Origin of the sequence: Kribbella sp. NBC_01510 (assembly GCF_045040325.1) — a bacterium.
In the GTDB taxonomy this organism is placed as follows: domain Bacteria; phylum Actinomycetota; class Actinomycetes; order Propionibacteriales; family Kribbellaceae; genus Kribbella.
Map to the genome: position 1 here is coordinate 3,025,037 of NZ_CP109418.1, position 15,312 is coordinate 3,040,348.

Genomic DNA, 15,312 nt, shown 5'->3' on the forward strand with positions numbered 1-15,312 from the left:
ACGTCCATGACGACTGTCGAGCTGACCCGCTTCCGCGTGCTGCCGGAGAAGACCGAGGAACTGCTCGCCGCCCGGGAAGACATGCTGAAGGACTTCGAGGCCGACCGCACCGGCTTCCTCGGCGCCCGCCTCGTGCAACTGCCGGACGACCAGTGGCTGGACATCGTCGAGTGGGCGAGCCCGGAGGACTTCGCCGCATCCCGGAACAAGGGCGGGAACCTGCCGGGCATCGCTCGCTTCTTCGCGGCGATCGACTCACTGGTCGTCGCCGAGGAAGGCGTCATCGCGGTGTAATTCAGCTGACAGCCTGGCGGCGCCGGTGCGACGGTGGCCGGCATGGAGATCAGCGGCATTGCGCCGGACGAGTACGACCGGGCGGCGGAGTTGTGGGAGGCGTCCGTACGGGCGACGCACGACTTCGTCACCGAGGCGGACCTGGACGTGTTCCGGCCGCTGGTGCGGGCGTCGTTCGGAGCGATCGAGCACCTGGCCGGACTGCGGGCGGATGACGGGCTGCTGATCGGTTTCATCGGGGTGGCCGAGGGCAACGTCGAGATGCTCTTCCTGGATCCGGCGTACCGCGCGAGAGGTGGCGGGAGCATGTTGCCACGCACGCCTTCAAGACCTTCGACGCCACGTCGGTCGACGTCAACGAGCAGAACCCGCAGGCCACCGGGTTCTACCTGCACCACGGCTTCCGGGTCGTCGGCCGCAGCGAGACGGACTCGACCAACAGGCCCTACCCGATCCTGCACCTGGCGCTCTAGCCTGCGATCTCCAGGATGTCGATCGGTGTGTTGGGGTCGGCCTCGGCGAAGCGGAGGGCCCACTGGACGGCTTCCGCCTTGGAGTCGACGCGGATGATCGAGACGCCCGCGACAAGCTCCTTGGTCTCGGCGAACGGGCCGTCGAGCACGCGCGGCTCCCCCGGGGCCGGGAACGTGATCCGCGCCCCGCGCGAGCTCGGCATCAAGCCCTCACCGAGCAGCAGCACGCCCGCCTGACGCATCTCCTCGAGCACCGCGTCGGCCCGCGCCAGCATCTCCGGGTCCGGCGGGTTCCCCGCCTCCAGCTTGTCGTTCGTCTTGTGAAGCAGCATGTACCTCATACGCCTGACCTTAATGCTGCCCAGAACCGCTTTGGGATGTCGTGGTCGAGCCACGCCGCGGCTTCTGTGATCTCCCGCGGGCTCCGCGCCCCGACCACCACGGCCGATACGGCGGGATGCGTGAGCGGGAACTGGAGTGCGGCGGCCAGCAGCGGTACGTCGTACCCACGACAGAGCTCGCGGAGTCCGTCGATCCGCCGGAGCAGGGTGGGCGAGACCCGCGCGTACCCATGCGGCGCGCCCGCCGCGGTGTCGGCCAGGACGCCGCCCTGGAACACGCCGGCCGCGAGTACGGCGACGCCGAGCTTCTCGCACAGCGGCAGCAGCTCGTCCGCGCCGGACTGGTCGAGCAGGGTGTACCGGCCGGCGAGCAGGATGCAGTCGGGTCCGACCGGGCCGGTCTCGCGAAGGAACCGGGCGGCCACGTTCGCGTGGTTGACGCCGAGGGAGATCGCGCGGATCGTGCCGCGGCCACGGAGCTCGCTCAGCGCTCGCAGCGCCTCGGTCGAGGCGGTCAGGTAGTCGAGATCCGGGTCGTGGATGTGCAGGATGTCGATCCGGTCGATGCCCATCCGCTCCAGGCTGGCCTCGAACGAGCGGAGCACCGCGCCGTACGAATAGTCGAGCCGGGGACCGAGGCCGGCCGGCGGCTCGGCCCAGATCGGCTGGATATCCGGGCCGCCGGGCTCGATCAACCGGCCGACCTTGCTGCACAGCACGAACTCCGCCCGCGGCCGCCCGCGGAGCGCGAGCCCGGCCCGCTGCTCCGAGAGTCCGTAGCCGTAGACCGGCGCGGTGTCGAACAGCCGGACGCCGAGCTCCCAGGCGCGGTCGATGGTCGCGACCGCCTGCGCCTGCGGTACGGCGGAGAACATTCCGCCGATCGACGCCAGCCCCAACCCCAGCCTGCTCACCGTCAACCCGGTCCGCCCGAGCTCCACCATCCGCATGCCACCGACCCTAAAAGCCCCCACCGACACTCCACCGCCCTACCAAAACCGACCTTGTGCACCGGTCAACCGTTTCTAGCGCCGAATCTCGGTTGAGCCGTGCACAAGGTCGCGGGGGGAGGTCTTCCGCGCGGGGCGTGGGGGCGGGAGGATGCGGGGATGGGTGAGATCGCGGAGCGGTACCGACGGCGGGCCGAGGCGTTCGAGCGGAAGGTCGCGGCGGTGGAGCCGGACCAGTGGGACAACCAGTCGCCGTGCGCCAGGTGGACCGCCCGGGACGTGGTCGAGCACGTCGTGACGATGCACGGGGTCATGCTGCAGCCGGTCGCCCGCAAGCTCGAGCCGTCCGACGACCCGCTGACCGCGTTCCAGGAGGCGCGTGCCGCGGTCGAGGACGTGCTCGACGACCCGATCCTCGCGCTCACCGAGACCGACTCCCCGAGCGGCCCGCTGACGGCCGAGCGGCATATCGATCAGGTCGTCTCCGACGACCTCGTCCTGCACGGCTGGGACCTGGCCCGGGCGACCGGCCAGGACGAGACGATGGACCACGCCGACGTCGAACGCCTCTGGGCGACCGCGGTCGCGATCCCGCCGGACGTGATGGAGAAGTACCGCACCCCGGGAGCCTTCGGCGAGGGCATCGAGGTCTACGGGCCTGAGGTGCCGGTCCCTTCGGACGCGCCGCTCCAGGACCGGCTACTGGGCCTGATCGGCCGTCAGCCGTAACCCCGCCGCGCCGCTCCCATTTGGCTGGCTGACCCACCAGCTTGTGGGTTTGCCACCGTTAACCAGGGTGGTGAACCCCGCATTTGCTGGGTCAGCCAGCGAAATGCGGCGGGGTGCCGAGGAGGGAGTGGAGGTTGGTGGGGGCGTAGTAAGTCGCGGGGTCTGTGCACAGCGGGGCAGTGGTCAGTTGCTTCGGCCTGGTCATGAGGAGTGCATGGCCCTGGGCGATCGCCGGCTCCAGGTACTCGTGCCCGGGCAGGTTCGCGACCGCGGTCCGGCAGCCGAGGGCCATCCCCTCGAACAGCGCGGTCGTCGACACGCCGACCTGGTAGGTGGCCGAGGCCAGCAGGTCCAGCGTGCTGCCATCGGTGGACAGCTGCACACCGGCCGGGATCGTGTAGTCCGACGCGCGCTCGCTTGGATGGAGGCGATACAGGACCTCCAGACCGGGATGCTCCTTCGCGACTGATTCGGCCACGTGGAGGAGCTCGGCGCCGATCGTGCCCTGCGACAGGAAGACGACGCGGTGGGGCTCTTTCGGGCGTGCTGTGGGGAGGAAGGGAGCGCCGACCACCGCGGTCTTCATGTCGGCGGGCAGGTCGGCGACGTTCGTCCAGTACGAGCCGAAGCACCACAGCTCGTCCGGCTGGTCCGCGACCACCGGGCGGCCCGGGTAGCTGTAGCCCAGGTGGAACGGGCTGATCGCGCCGTGCTGCAGCTCGACTACGCGGATCCCGAGGTCGCGCGCGGCGCCGACGATGTGCTGGTGGAAGTACGCGACGACCACATAGACCGTCTTGATCCGGTGGCGTGGCAGCAGCGCGCGGTACAGCGCGCGCAGCCGGAGATGCTTGGGGACCTCGCGGGCGAGCAGAGCACCTACAGGTACCGAGACACCGGTCAGTTTCTGCAGTGCTGTCGCGATGCCACGGTCGTCCAGTTGGCGCTTGTGTACCGCTCCGGCAGCCGACGTGAAGAAGTCCAGGTTCTTGCTGCCGGGTAGCGGGGTCCCGTTGATCCCCGAGTCGAGGATCAGCGCTGACGAGCCGAGGGCGGTGCGAAGTTTGTCGGTGTAGATCTCGACACCGCTCGGTTTCCGCGGGTGCGGTACGACGAGAGCGTCGTACCGGCCGAAGAACGGGTTGCGGGTGGCCACACCGCTCACGTGCTTGGCGACGAGTGCGGCCTTGTCGTACGGCGAACGTCGGACCGGATGGGGTGCGCCGTGGATGCCGCTGCGGCGGGTCAGCTCATGGAAGACGCGCATCCGGATGATCGGCCACGGATGCGCGTCCCGGATCCTCCAGTCGAGCAGACTCAGGTCCCGCTCCAGCTGCCAGATCGCCCGGCACAGGCTCGCCACCGTCGGCGCCGTGCCGTTCCCGGTACTCGTCATGGTTGATCCCCACTATCCCCGCGAGACTGCCGACGCCGGAGAAGAACCGGCGGACCGCCTTCAGCAGGTGCGTCTTCCGGCCGAGCAGCAGCCCGGCGAGGGCGAACCCGATCGCCGAGATCACCCGGGCCGAAGCATAAGCCAGCACCAGGAGGTAGCTGATCGCGCCCGGCCGGATCAGCAGCCGGCTGATCGTGTCCCCGCTGCCGGATCGGAAGGCACGCCGTACCAGCCAGTGCAGCGTGGTCCGCCCGACCGGCACCTCCTCGGCGATGCACGCCTCCTCGCACCAGACGATCCGGAACCCGGCCCGGTGCACCCGGAGGAAGAAGTGCAGGTCGCTGGAGCCGGTGTAGCGGAACGCGGGATGGAAGCCGGGCGTGACCGCGTGGTAGACCCGCCGGCTGACCAGGGTGTTGTTCGTGTACGCCTTGCGCAGTTCCTCGCCGGTGGTGTGCTTCCCGGTCGAGTCGTGGACGTCGCTGTAGTGGTTCCAGGGCGGCGCGCCGGGCGGCAGGTGGCCCTTGACCGGCCCGGTGACAACGTCGGCACCGGTCGACTCCCAGGCCTTCAGCAGGGTTTTGAGCCAGCCGGGTGGCGCGACCTCGTCGTCGTCCACGAAGACCAGGGCGTCATCGTTCCAGCACAGCGCGACCGACCGCTCCCGCGCGAACGGGATCCCCGGCTCCGGTTCCACCACCGATTCGATCGGGTACGGCGTACCTGCCCCGAACTCCTCCAGGACCCGTTTGGCCGACCCCTCGGCGTCGTTGTCGACCACCACGATCCGGATCGCGTAATCCCCGTCCTCCGGCAGTTCCTGGGCCTGCAGGCTGGTCAGCAGCCCGTGCAGCAGAGCAGGTCGCCTGAACGTGATTACCGCAATGGCGACACTGGTGCTCATGGCGCCCGAGACTATCGGTCCCGCCCAACAACCGCCCATCCGACAAGGCATTTGATTGCTGTGAGACACGCCCAACAACACCGCTCCGCGGCGGCAGCCCCTTGGCCGCCTTCGGTGGAGTGTCACGGGTTGGTGTGGTCGGCGGATGGGGAGGTGGCTACTCGTCGGGAGCGGACTCGGGTTCGAGTCGGGGATTGGGGTTGCCCAGCGGGCGCGTTTTCCGCCGGGATCCACGACTCGACGGATCGGACGGGCGCCAATCACCACGACTCGAAGGTCCCGGCGGGTGACAGACGATCGGCACCTCTTCGCGGCGGCTGGTCTTGTGGGCCGCCTGCGGTGGCTGCCGCGAGCAGGGGACACGGATTGATGTGGTCGGCGCGGGTCGGCTGTGATCACGGGCAAGGACGCGGCCCTCGGCCGCCGCTGTCTTCTGGACGCCTTCGGTGGCTGCCGCGGGCTGTCGGGAGTGGGTTCGGTCGGCGGGATGGATGTGATCACACGCGGAGGGCGCTGGTATGCGGCGGCAGTTCTTGTCGGCGGTCTGCGGGTGCGGAGGTGAATTCTGTGGTCTTGCCTGTCGGGCGACGCAATCATGTTCCTGCAGCGTGGTTGGGTTGACGGCTGGCGCAGCGCAACGCGGTGGCGCGGAGGGGAGTGCGGTGCGCGAATTCGAGCTTCGAGTGGCTACGGCCGACGACCGGGACTTTCTGTATGACCTGCATCGTCGATCGTTGGGCGATGCCATCGAGGCGACCTGGGGGCCTTGGGACGACGAGTTGCAGCGGCAGTTCCATCGCGACTGGTTCGATCCTGAACAGGTCGAGATAGTGGTGATCGACGGTCGGCCGGTGGGGATGATTCAGGCTGACTCAACCGCACTCGACACGTTCTACATCTCGAGGATCGAGGTCGACCCAGACCTGCAGAACCATGGCGTCGGCACCGCACTGATGCAGCACCTGGTGGAGCGTGCCCGGCAGTCGAACGCACAGGCAGTCGAGCTGCACGTCCTCGAGTTGAACCGTGCTCGCGAACTCTACAAGCGGCTCGGCTTCCGCGTCGTCGCCAAAGAACCACCAAAACTCCGGATGCGTCTCGCGCTGTCCTGACTGACTCCTTGTGCGGTCGAGTTGGCGGCGTGGATGTGATCGCCGACGAGTCGACACGCTGCGTGGTCACGGGACCGGCCACGTTGTGCACCAGATCCGTACGGCGACGGCCTTGGCGTACGGATCTGGTGCACAAAGTCGATCCTGGCCGTCGTCCACAGCTCCGATCCAGCCGCGCGAGGACAGCGCGGGGTCGGTCCGGAGCTGCGGGGCGGATCTGTGCACCACCAAGTAGGCACTGCCCTGGCTGGTCACGCTCAGGCCTGGGCCGGTGATGGCGTGGCGGTGAGGTTGGTGAGTGCCTCAGGTCCACACCCGCAACGATCCGGGCAGACCGGCCTCGACGCCGCAAGGACCGATCACCCACGCAAACGACAAAAGCCGGGTTTTGGGTGAGGGCCGTAACGCTGGGGGTGGTTTGGGCGATTTAGGGACGGGCCGGTTCTCGGTCCTTCCGCCCGCGAGGCTCTTTGGGGGTCCCGTTGTTGTCCCGTCCCGCTCGTTTGTTGCGCTTGGCTGTGCCTGCAGCCTTGGTCGCAGGGGGTTTGGTTGTTGTGACCGGTTCGTCCGGGTCCGCTGCCGAGCCCAGGCCGTTCCGTCCGGCGTTCGCCGCTCACCACAACTCTGCGAAGGCTGAGTTCGAGCCGAACACGGTGATGGTGAAGTTCAAGGCGAAGGCCACATCCTCGGCCCGGAAGGCTGCGGTCGCCAAGGTTGGTGCCGCCGAGGAGTCGGTGCGCTCGAACGTCGTGAAGATCAAGGGTGACCTGTCGGCGCCCGAGCTGCTGAAGAAGGTCAAGGCCGACCCGACGGTCGAGCTCGCCTCGCTGAACTACAAGCGCTACGCCACCGCCGTACCGAACGACGAGTTCTACGGCACCGACCAGGCGGCGTACCTGAACACGGTGCGGATGCCGCAGGCGTGGGATCTGTCCAAGACCACCGGGAGCCAGATCGTCGCCGTCCTCGACACCGGTGTCGACGCAGGCCACCCGGACCTCGTCGGGCACCTCGTCACCGGGTACAACGCGACGTCACCGAACCGCGGCCCGATCGACGACAACGGCCACGGGACCATGACGCTCGGCATCATCGCGGCCGCCGCGAACAACGGAGAAGGCATCGCCGGGGTCGGCTGGAACGTGAAGGCGATGCCGGTCAAGGTGCTCGCCTCGGACGGGTCCGGGTACGACGTGGACATCGCCGAGGGCATCGACTGGGCCGTTGCCCACGGGGCCAAGGTGATCAACATGTCGCTCGGCGGTCCGGGCGACAACCCGATCCTGCACCAGGCGGTCAGCGACGCGGTCAACGCGGGTGTCACAGTGGTCGCGGCCGCCGGCAACGACGGCAGTGGCGACCTCCAGTACCCGGCGTCCTACACCGAGGCGATCGCCGTCGCGGCGACCGATGCCAACGGTGCGCTGACCGACTTCAGCTCGTTTGGCGACTGGGTCGACATCGCGGCGCCGGGCTGGGACATCCTGAGCACCGGCCCGCGCTCACTGACCGCGGCCGGCCACTTGCCGTATTGGTACTGCACCGGCACCTCCTGCTCGGCGCCGATCGTCGCCGGCGTCGCGGCGCTGGTGAAGAACAAGTACCCGTCGCTCGGCCCGTACGACATCGCACAGCGTCTCGAGGCGCTCTCCCGGGACGCCGGCCCGCGCGGCATCGACCCGTACTACGGCCACGGCATCCTGGACGCGTACGCCGCCCTCGGTGGCCGGTTCGCGCCGGACTTCCCGACGGCGGCTGAAGATGGCAACGACCAGCCGATCCGCGCCAAGAAGCTGAGCGGCTTCGGCTCGACCACGGGCGCGATCGACTCCGAAGGTGACGTCGACTGGTACTCGGTCGACCTGGGCACGCCCCAGGACATCCGGGCCGTGGTCACCGGCCCGTCGTTCGACGAACGCAGCTACTCCTCGAACGTCGGCCCGGTCGTCGATGTCTACGACTCGGACCTGAAGCTCCTCGGTCACGCCGAGAACGAGTTCCCCGTCGTCGACCCTGTCACCGGTCCGAAGTGGGGTCCGCTGACGTCGTCGGTCGACGTCAAGGCCCCCGCCGGCACCCTGTACGTTGCTGTGCGCAACTACAACGGCTCGAAGGTCACCCGGCCGTACACGCTGAGCGTGGGGAGCAGCGGCGTAGGCGTTGCCGCGACGGGTCCGGCGTACCCGCTGCGGGACGTGTTCCCGGCGAACCTGGCGTCGGGTGTGCCGGCGTCCGCGAAGCCGACGGTGACGTTCGCGAGGGATGTGGTCCCTGCCTCCGTCAGCAGCGCCAACGTGTTGATCCGGGACGGGAAGACCGACCAGCAGATCAACGCGATCACGACGTACGACGCCGCGTCGCGCACGGCCACGATCACGCCGCAGCAGCCGCTCCTCGACAACCGCCCGTACAAGATCGAAGGCTGGGGCCTGGTGGAGGCGGACAGCTCGGCGTCGTTCGGGTTCAGGACGGTCTTCAGTACGGCCGACCTGGCGCCGCAGGCGCTGACGACCTTCACCGGTAGCGGCGCGTACCTGGCCGTCAACCTGGCCTGGAAGATCCCGCCGACCACGGATCTCGACCAGGTGATCGTTCGGCGGAACGTCGGTAGCAAGGCGCCGACGCCGAGCACCGGCACGCTGGTGTACGCGGGCACCGCGACCTCGGTGAAGAACACCGGACTGGCCCAGGGGACGACGTACACCTACGCGGGCTGGGTCGTCGACCGGACCGGCCACTACAGCCCGATCGCGGTCAAGCAGCTGCTCGGGATGAAGTCCGGGATCGCGACGACCTCCACGCTGATCAACTACGGTGGCTCGATCACGATCAAGGGCAGCACGCTGCGGATCGACAACCTGGCGTACGCCGGTCTGCCGGTCAACGTCTACGTGCGACCGAAGAACGTCTCCACCTTCAAGCTGCTGGCTGCGCTCAAGACGTCGTCGACCGGGACCCTCTCGGTGGTCGACAAGCCGGCCGTCTCGTCGGTGTACATGCTGACGTTCCCCGGCAGCGCGGATCTGATGGGCACCCGCACCGTCGACATCACCGTCCAGGTCGCACCGACGATCTCGGCGACGCTGTCGCCGGCGTCGATCCGCCTCGGTGGCACGACCGCCTTCAGCGGGTACGTCGCTCCGGCGCACGCGGGCCGGTCCGTGTACCTGCAGCAGTACGGCAACAAGGTGTGGAAGTCGATCGCGTCGGTGAAGCTCAGCACCTCGGGCAAGTACGCCTTCGGTATCAAGCCGGCGATCCGGGGCCAGATCGCCTACCGGGTCTGGTTCCCCGCCGACGCCGACCACGCCCAGGCCTACACGGTGAACAAGATCGTCACCGTCAGCTGAACGAGGTCAGGTCTGGAGGCGCTGGAGTTCCTGGCGGGCGTGGGTGACGGGTGGGGTCTCGGTGCCGTCGGCGCGGGCGATTTCGCGGGCCAGGTCGTGGGCGGCTTCGAGGCGGTGGCGGGCTTCGGAACGGCTGTGGAGGTGTTTGCGGTACTTCCTCCGATCCTTCCGAAGCCCGCTGACCGCGTCGAGGAGGGCCGGGTCGATGACGCCGGCCTCGACCTCGGGGCCGAGTAGATCCCGCATCCAGCGGCGTTCCTGGCCGGCGGCGTGGCGCAGGACGTAGAAGAGCGCCACGAGTTCGACGGCGGCGATCGCGAACGGCAGCACGGCTGCCGCGACGGTGCCGCCGCTGAGGGCGGCCATGTCGTCCCAGGCGAAGTGGAACACCATCGCCATCAGCATGGTCAACACACCTCGAACCACCTTGCGTTCACCGGGGGTCCGGCCGAGGACCCACATCAGCCCGGCGCAGAAGATCGCGCTGAACAGGGCGTGTGACACGATCCCGGCGGCGCCGCGAGTCACGAACACCCGCAACGACGAGCCCAGCTGGTCCACGCCGTACAGCTGGGTGGCGCCGTTGTAGACGTACAAGACGTCCTCGAACACCTGGAACCCCAGGCCGATGAACGCTCCGATGATGAAGCCGTCGTACGCACTGCGAACCAGGCGGGGCGCCAGACCGATGAGGAGGACCAGGCCGATCGCCTTGCCCCACTCCTCGTTGATCGGCGCGGTCAGACCGGCACCCCAGTCGGACGCGAACGACGTGCCGCCGACCTTGGCCCAGATCGCGAGCAACGCGGAGTTGGCGGGCAGCGCGATCCAGAACGTCGCGGCGACGCCGCCCCAGACGAAGCCGGCCGCCAGCAGCCCGGCCGGCTGCGAGGTGAAGCGGTTGTGATGCCGCAGAAGCAGCAGCCAGGGCACGAGATAGAGACCGAACAGTACGACGCCTCCCGCGAGAGCCGGCGTGTAGAACGTGGCGCCAGGACCGAAGTACCGCAGCATCGTCAGCGCGCCACCGCCCACGCCCAGCAGGTAGACCCAGAAGGCGACGTTGTCCGGGCGCAGGAACCGGAACGGCGCACCCCAGCCCGACTCCTCGATCGCGCGAAGCTGCGCTGTCTTCTCCTCGGATACGACGCTCATCGCGCCACCCCCCGGGGTGATGCTCCGCAGCAGCGCGCCGACGTCGTCCTGGTAGCGCTCGAACTGACCCGACGCTGTCCGGACCCGGACGAGCAGAGCCGGTGCCGAGTCGACCTCTTGCGTCGTGCCGGTGGCCATCTTGAACGCCACATCGATGCCGTCGCCGCTAGGCCCGGTGCGGCTCTGCACGACCCCGACCAGCCCGGCGTCGGTGGTGAGCGTCCCGCGCGCTCCGGTGACGCCTGGCGTGTCGCTCTCGGACCGCTCGACCTGATCGAGGAATCCGGTCGCGCTCCCGTCGTACGACGCACCACGCATCTCGATCGTCGCGCCGCCCGACGCCAGCAGGACCTGCAGGCTGGTCGCGGTCGCGCCGGCCCCACCGGTCAACGTCCCACTCTCCAACTGCCAGCCGACCGGCGGCACCGCCGTCGCGCCGCTGCCGAGATCCAGGACCTGGCCGGCCTGGATCTCGTTGTGCCACGGGATAGCCGCGTTCAACGCCTGCAGGCCGTAGATCAGCACCAGCGCCACTGCCAGCGCGGTGAATCCCGCCTTGAACGTACGCCGGTCGAGTCCGAGGAACCGGTCCTCGACCGGCACCCACTCCCGCGGCGCTTCCTCCCTGCTCACGACCATCGAGGCTCCATTCGCCTGAGCGGCACGGACTGGGCGGGCGTATCCGGACACTCTAGGCGCAGTTGCCCCCGATCTGTTCGGTGTACCTGTGGGTACAGTTGGTCGGGTGGAGACGGTGGAGCGGTTGATTCGCAGTACTCAGGAATTGTTGTGGGAGCGGGGGTATGTCGGGACCTCGCCGAAGGCGATCCAGCGGGCCGCGGACGCGGGGCAGGGGAGCATGTATCACCACTTCGCGGGGAAGGCGGAGTTGGCGAAGGCGGCGATCGAGCGGTCCAGCGCCGAGTTGCGGGAGGCTGCTGAGGAGCAGTTCAGCGGCTCGGGGTCGGCGACGGAGAAGATCAGCGGCTATCTCGAGCGGGAGCGGGAGGTGCTGCGGGGGTGCCGGATCGGGCGGTTGACGGCGGATCCGGAGGTGATGGCGGATCCGGAGTTGCGGGCGCCGATCGACCAGACGTTCACCTGGCTGCGTACCCGGCTGGCCGAGGTTGTTGCCGAGGGCAAGCTTGCGGGGGAGTATCCGGAGTCGCTGGATGCCGAGGAGACGGCTGCGACGATCGCGGCTGTGTTGCAGGGTGGGTATGTGCTGGCTCGCGCGGCGGGGTCGGTCGAGCCGTTCGAGCTGGCTGTGCGGGGATTGATCAACTTGTTGCCGGAGGGTGCGAAGTGAAGATCGGTGCCGTGTTCCCGCAGCTCGAGATCGGAGCGGATCCGCGGGTCGTGCGGGAGTGGACGACCACTGTCGAGGCGGCTGGATACGACCACGTGGTCGCCTATGACCACGTGCTCGGTGCGGATCCCGCCAATCGGCCGGGGTGGACCGGATACACCGACAAGTCCTTGTTTCATGAGGTTTTCGTGCTGTTCGGGTACATGGCAGCGATCACGACCGAGCTCGAGCTGGTGACTGGTGTGCTGGTGCTGCCGCAGCGGCAGACGGCACTGGTGGCGAAGCAGGCGGCCGAGGTCGACGTGCTGAGTGGCGGTCGGCTGCGGCTCGGCGTCGGCATCGGGTGGAACCACGTCGAGTACGACGCACTCGGGGTGCCGTTCGAGAAGCGGGGCGCGCGGCTGACCCAGCAGGTCGAGTTGTTGCGCAAGTTGTGGGCCGAGCCGGTCATCTCGTACGACGGCGCGTTCGACCGGGTCGAGGCGGCTGGGTTGAATCCGTTGCCCGGCAGGGAGATCCCGATCTGGTTCGGCGGCGGTGCGGACGCCGTACTGCGTCGTACCGGACGGATCGGCGACGGCTGGATGCCGACGAGTCCGCCCGACGACAAGGCTCGTGCCCAGCTGGAGACGATCCGGGAGGCGGCTGCCCAGGCTGGACGTGATCCGGCCACGATCGGTATCGAGGCCCGGCTCACGCTCGGCGCCGTACCCGAGCAGGACTGGCGAGCCTTCGCCGACGGCTGGCGCGAGCTCGGTGCGACCCACTTCGGCGTCAACACCATGAACATGGGCCTGTCCAAGCCCGAGGACCACGCCGAAGTACTCCGCGACGTGCTCCCGGAGCTCAGCTAGACCAAGGGGTATTCGCGGTTGATCCGCGGATGATCAGCGGGCAGGGGAGGGTGACGGTTTCGGCGGCTCGGTCGGGGTCTTCGATGCGTTGGCGGAGAAGGTTCACGCCGGTTTCGACGATGGCGTGGACCGGTTGCTCGACCGAGGTGAGGTCGAAGGACTCCCAGGCGGCGAGTTCGGTGTTGTCGAAGCCGATCACCCACACGTCGTCGGGGACCCGGACGCCGAGTGCCCGTGCGCCGTCGAGGATGCCGAAGGCGAGTAGGTCGGTGACGGTGTAGATCGCGGTCGGTGGATTCTTCCGGGACAGCAGTTTCTGCGCCGCGGCGTGGCCGTCCGCGTGGGGTACGCCGACCGGGACGACGTTGCCGGGTTTGATCTCGACGCCGGCGTCGGCGAGTGCGGCCCGGAAGCCGAGGTCGCGGTCGCGCGAGGTGTTCCCGGTGTGGGTCAGCGTGACGAGGCCGATGTCGGTGTGCCCGGCTTCGACCAGATACCGGCCGGCGTCGTACGCGCCCTGCCAGTTGTCGCCGACGACCTGGTCGCAGTCCAGACCGTCGATGCCGCGGTGCAGCAGCACGGTCGGAGTCCCGGAGGAGAGCGCCATCGTGTGCAGCTTCGAGTCGTACGTCGCCGACGTGAGCAGGAACCCGTCGACCAGGCGCTGCTGCAGCACGCCTGCGATCGTGTCCTCGGGGTCGTGCTCGATGTTCCACAGGATCATGTGCTGGCCTACCGAGCTGAGCACCCGGCCGATCTCGTCCAGCAGTGCGGCGTGGAACGGGCTGGTCACCCGGGTCATGAACACGCCGATGGTGTCGGTCCGCCCTGTCTTCATCGCCCGGGCCAGCGCGTTCGGAATGTAGTTCGCGTCTTTCAGCACCTGCAGCACCCGGGCCCGGGTCTCCGGGTTGACCTTCGGATTGTTCGTCAGCACCCGTGAAACCGTCGCCTGGGACACCCCTGCCAGTCGCGCCAGATCCCGGCTCGTCGGTGGTCGCGCCATGATCCGCCCTCCCCTCGTCGTCCAAATGCTGAACCCTACTCAAGAGTGTCGCCCCAGGTCGTTGACCACGCCCAAGGACATGTGTATACGTATTCATTGTATACGTATTCATCCCTAACGGATGGGAGATTCCGGTGCAGACACAACTCTCCAACCTGAGCCGCCGCAGGTTTCTCGCCGGACTGACGGGACTCACGGCTGCCGGCGTACTGGCCGGCTGCGGAGGCAACGGCGCCGCCCATGGCGGCGGCAAGAAGGGCCTGACCTTCCTGAACTGGGAGCAGGTCAAGGGCAACCCGCTCGAGCAGGCGATCCAGGCCTTCGAGAAGGAGTCCGGTACGTCGGTCACCGTGCAGCCCGCGGTCACCCAGGAGTACGACACCAAGATGCGCACGCTGATCGCGGGTGGCAGTCCGCCGGACGTGATGCGGATCAACGACGACTTCGTCCGCGGCTTCTCCCAGCAGGGAGCCCTGCTCGACCTGAAGCCGTACATCGAGAAGGACAAGCTGGACACCTCGGCGTTCGCCAAGGAGACGTACGAGTTCCCCAAGCAGCCGGACGGTTCGCACACGGCCTGGGTGCTCGGCTACCAACCCCGGCTGATCTTCTACAACGTCGATCTGTTCAAGAAGGCCGGCGTACCGCTGCCGCCGACGACCTGGTCGTCGACCGGGTGGACGTGGGCCGAGTTCGCCGAGAAGGCGAAGAAGCTCACCGATCCGGCCAAGAAGCAGTACGGCGCTCTGGTCTATCTGGACACCGGCTACGAGCAGACCTTCACGGTCAACCATGGCAGTCAGACCGGGATCTTCTCCGCCGACGGCACCCAGTTCACGCTGCCCGGCACGAAGGAGGCCGAGGCGCTGCAGTGGGCGACCGACCTGACCTGCAAGGACAAGGTGCAGCCGCCGTGGTCCGCGCTGCAGCAGGACAACGTGCAGAACCAGATGTTCGCCCAGGGCAAGATCGCGATGATGTTCGCGACCTTCGGCACCGTGCCGTACCTGCGGACCGCGGTCAAGGACTTCACCTGGGACGTCGCTCCACCGCCTGGTGACGTGGAGCAGAAGACCGAGTCCAGCGTGATCGTGTTCTGCGTCCCGAAGAAGGCGAAGAACCCCGACCAGGCGTGGGATCTGCTCAAGTACCTGGCCAGTGAAGAAGGCGGCAAGATCCTGCTGCAGGGCGGCGCCTTCACGCCGATCAACCTCAAGGCCGCGGCCGGGCTGGCGCCGAACGGAAAGGCGCCCGCCCACATCGGGCTGTTCGCCGAGGCGGCCAAGCACCTCACCGCGACCAACCAGACCAAGAACACCATCGGCGCCCGCGAGCTGTACCGGCCCGCGCTGGACACGGCGTACAACTGCGAGAAGCCGGTCGGTGACGTTCTCCAAGGGGTCAAATCACAGGTGGAGAACGCCTTGAAGGGTTGATGT

The 15,312-nt window shown here is 68.2% G+C and carries 13 protein-coding genes; 7 read left to right on the top strand and 6 right to left on the bottom strand.

Annotation, left to right across the window (positions count from 1 at the left end):
• The first annotated feature begins 6 nt into the window (after nucleotides 1-6).
• Entirely contained in the window at nucleotides 7-294 is a 288-nt protein-coding gene (locus OG558_RS15035; protein WP_405070819.1) for an antibiotic biosynthesis monooxygenase family protein, read from the top strand.
• Nucleotides 295-763: 469 nt separating this feature from the next.
• On the opposite strand, the gene OG558_RS15040 is transcribed toward OG558_RS15035, so the two are convergent.
• Together OG558_RS15040 and OG558_RS15045 are read right to left on the bottom strand one after the other, a co-directional pair.
• A complete protein-coding gene (locus OG558_RS15040) occupies nucleotides 764-1,108 on the bottom strand; it encodes a YciI family protein (RefSeq protein WP_405070820.1) in 345 nt (114 codons plus the stop codon).
• Entirely contained in the window at nucleotides 1,105-2,058 is a 954-nt protein-coding gene (locus OG558_RS15045; protein WP_405070821.1) for an aldo/keto reductase, read from the bottom strand. Before OG558_RS15045 ends, OG558_RS15040 begins: the two co-directional genes overlap by 4 nt.
• Before the next feature lie 159 nt (nucleotides 2,059-2,217).
• Here OG558_RS15045 and OG558_RS15050 point away from each other — a divergent pair, with 159 nt between their 5' ends.
• The gene (locus OG558_RS15050; protein ID WP_405070822.1) at nucleotides 2,218-2,787 is read left to right on the top strand and encodes a TIGR03086 family metal-binding protein; all 570 of its coding nucleotides are present in this window, start codon (nucleotides 2,218-2,220) and stop codon (nucleotides 2,785-2,787) included.
• 91 nt (nucleotides 2,788-2,878) lie between these two features.
• Here OG558_RS15050 and OG558_RS15055 read toward each other — a convergent pair whose 3' ends face one another.
• Together OG558_RS15055 and OG558_RS15060 are read right to left on the bottom strand one after the other, a co-directional pair.
• The gene (locus OG558_RS15055; protein WP_405072168.1) at nucleotides 2,879-4,054 is read right to left on the bottom strand and encodes a hypothetical protein; all 1,176 of its coding nucleotides are present in this window, start codon (nucleotides 4,052-4,054) and stop codon (nucleotides 2,879-2,881) included.
• Nucleotides 4,038-5,087: a glycosyltransferase gene (locus OG558_RS15060; protein ID WP_405070823.1), complete on the bottom strand. Its 1,050-nt coding sequence runs from the start codon at nucleotides 5,085-5,087 to the stop codon at nucleotides 4,038-4,040. Before OG558_RS15060 ends, OG558_RS15055 begins: the two co-directional genes overlap by 17 nt.
• A gap of 518 nt (nucleotides 5,088-5,605) precedes the next feature.
• On the opposite strand from OG558_RS15060, the gene OG558_RS15065 reads away from it, so the two are divergent.
• Nucleotides 5,606-6,199 (top strand): GNAT family N-acetyltransferase, encoded by a 594-nt coding sequence (locus OG558_RS15065; protein WP_405070824.1) that lies wholly within the window; start codon nucleotides 5,606-5,608, stop codon nucleotides 6,197-6,199.
• Nucleotides 6,200-6,753: 554 nt separating this feature from the next.
• The gene (locus OG558_RS15070; protein WP_405070825.1) at nucleotides 6,754-9,549 is read left to right on the top strand and encodes a S8 family serine peptidase; all 2,796 of its coding nucleotides are present in this window, start codon (nucleotides 6,754-6,756) and stop codon (nucleotides 9,547-9,549) included.
• A gap of 6 nt (nucleotides 9,550-9,555) precedes the next feature.
• Here the strand turns inward: OG558_RS15070 and OG558_RS15075 are convergent, their stop codons facing one another.
• Nucleotides 9,556-11,343: a PrsW family intramembrane metalloprotease gene (locus OG558_RS15075; protein WP_405070826.1), complete on the bottom strand. Its 1,788-nt coding sequence runs from the start codon at nucleotides 11,341-11,343 to the stop codon at nucleotides 9,556-9,558.
• A 106-nt stretch (nucleotides 11,344-11,449) separates the two neighbouring features.
• Here OG558_RS15075 and OG558_RS15080 point away from each other — a divergent pair, with 106 nt between their 5' ends.
• Together OG558_RS15080 and OG558_RS15085 are read left to right on the top strand one after the other, a co-directional pair.
• Complete coding sequence (locus OG558_RS15080; protein ID WP_405070827.1) at nucleotides 11,450-12,013, top strand: TetR/AcrR family transcriptional regulator; 564 nt, start codon at nucleotides 11,450-11,452, stop codon at nucleotides 12,011-12,013.
• Entirely contained in the window at nucleotides 12,010-12,867 is an 858-nt protein-coding gene (locus OG558_RS15085) for an LLM class F420-dependent oxidoreductase (RefSeq protein WP_405070828.1), read from the top strand. The genes OG558_RS15080 and OG558_RS15085 overlap by 4 nt, the downstream gene beginning before the upstream one ends.
• Here OG558_RS15085 and OG558_RS15090 read toward each other — a convergent pair.
• Nucleotides 12,860-13,873 carry a LacI family DNA-binding transcriptional regulator gene (locus tag OG558_RS15090; protein ID WP_329483853.1) on the bottom strand — a complete coding sequence of 338 codons (1,014 nt, stop codon included), beginning with the start codon at nucleotides 13,871-13,873 and terminating at the stop codon, nucleotides 12,860-12,862. The two genes, OG558_RS15085 and OG558_RS15090, sit on opposite strands and share 8 nt — an antisense overlap.
• A 134-nt stretch (nucleotides 13,874-14,007) precedes the next feature.
• On the opposite strand from OG558_RS15090, the gene OG558_RS15095 reads away from it, so the two are divergent.
• On the top strand, nucleotides 14,008-15,309 hold the full coding sequence (locus OG558_RS15095; RefSeq protein ID WP_405070829.1) for an ABC transporter substrate-binding protein: 1,302 nt from the start codon (nucleotides 14,008-14,010) through the stop codon (nucleotides 15,307-15,309).
• Nucleotides 15,310-15,312: the final 3 nt, after the last annotated feature.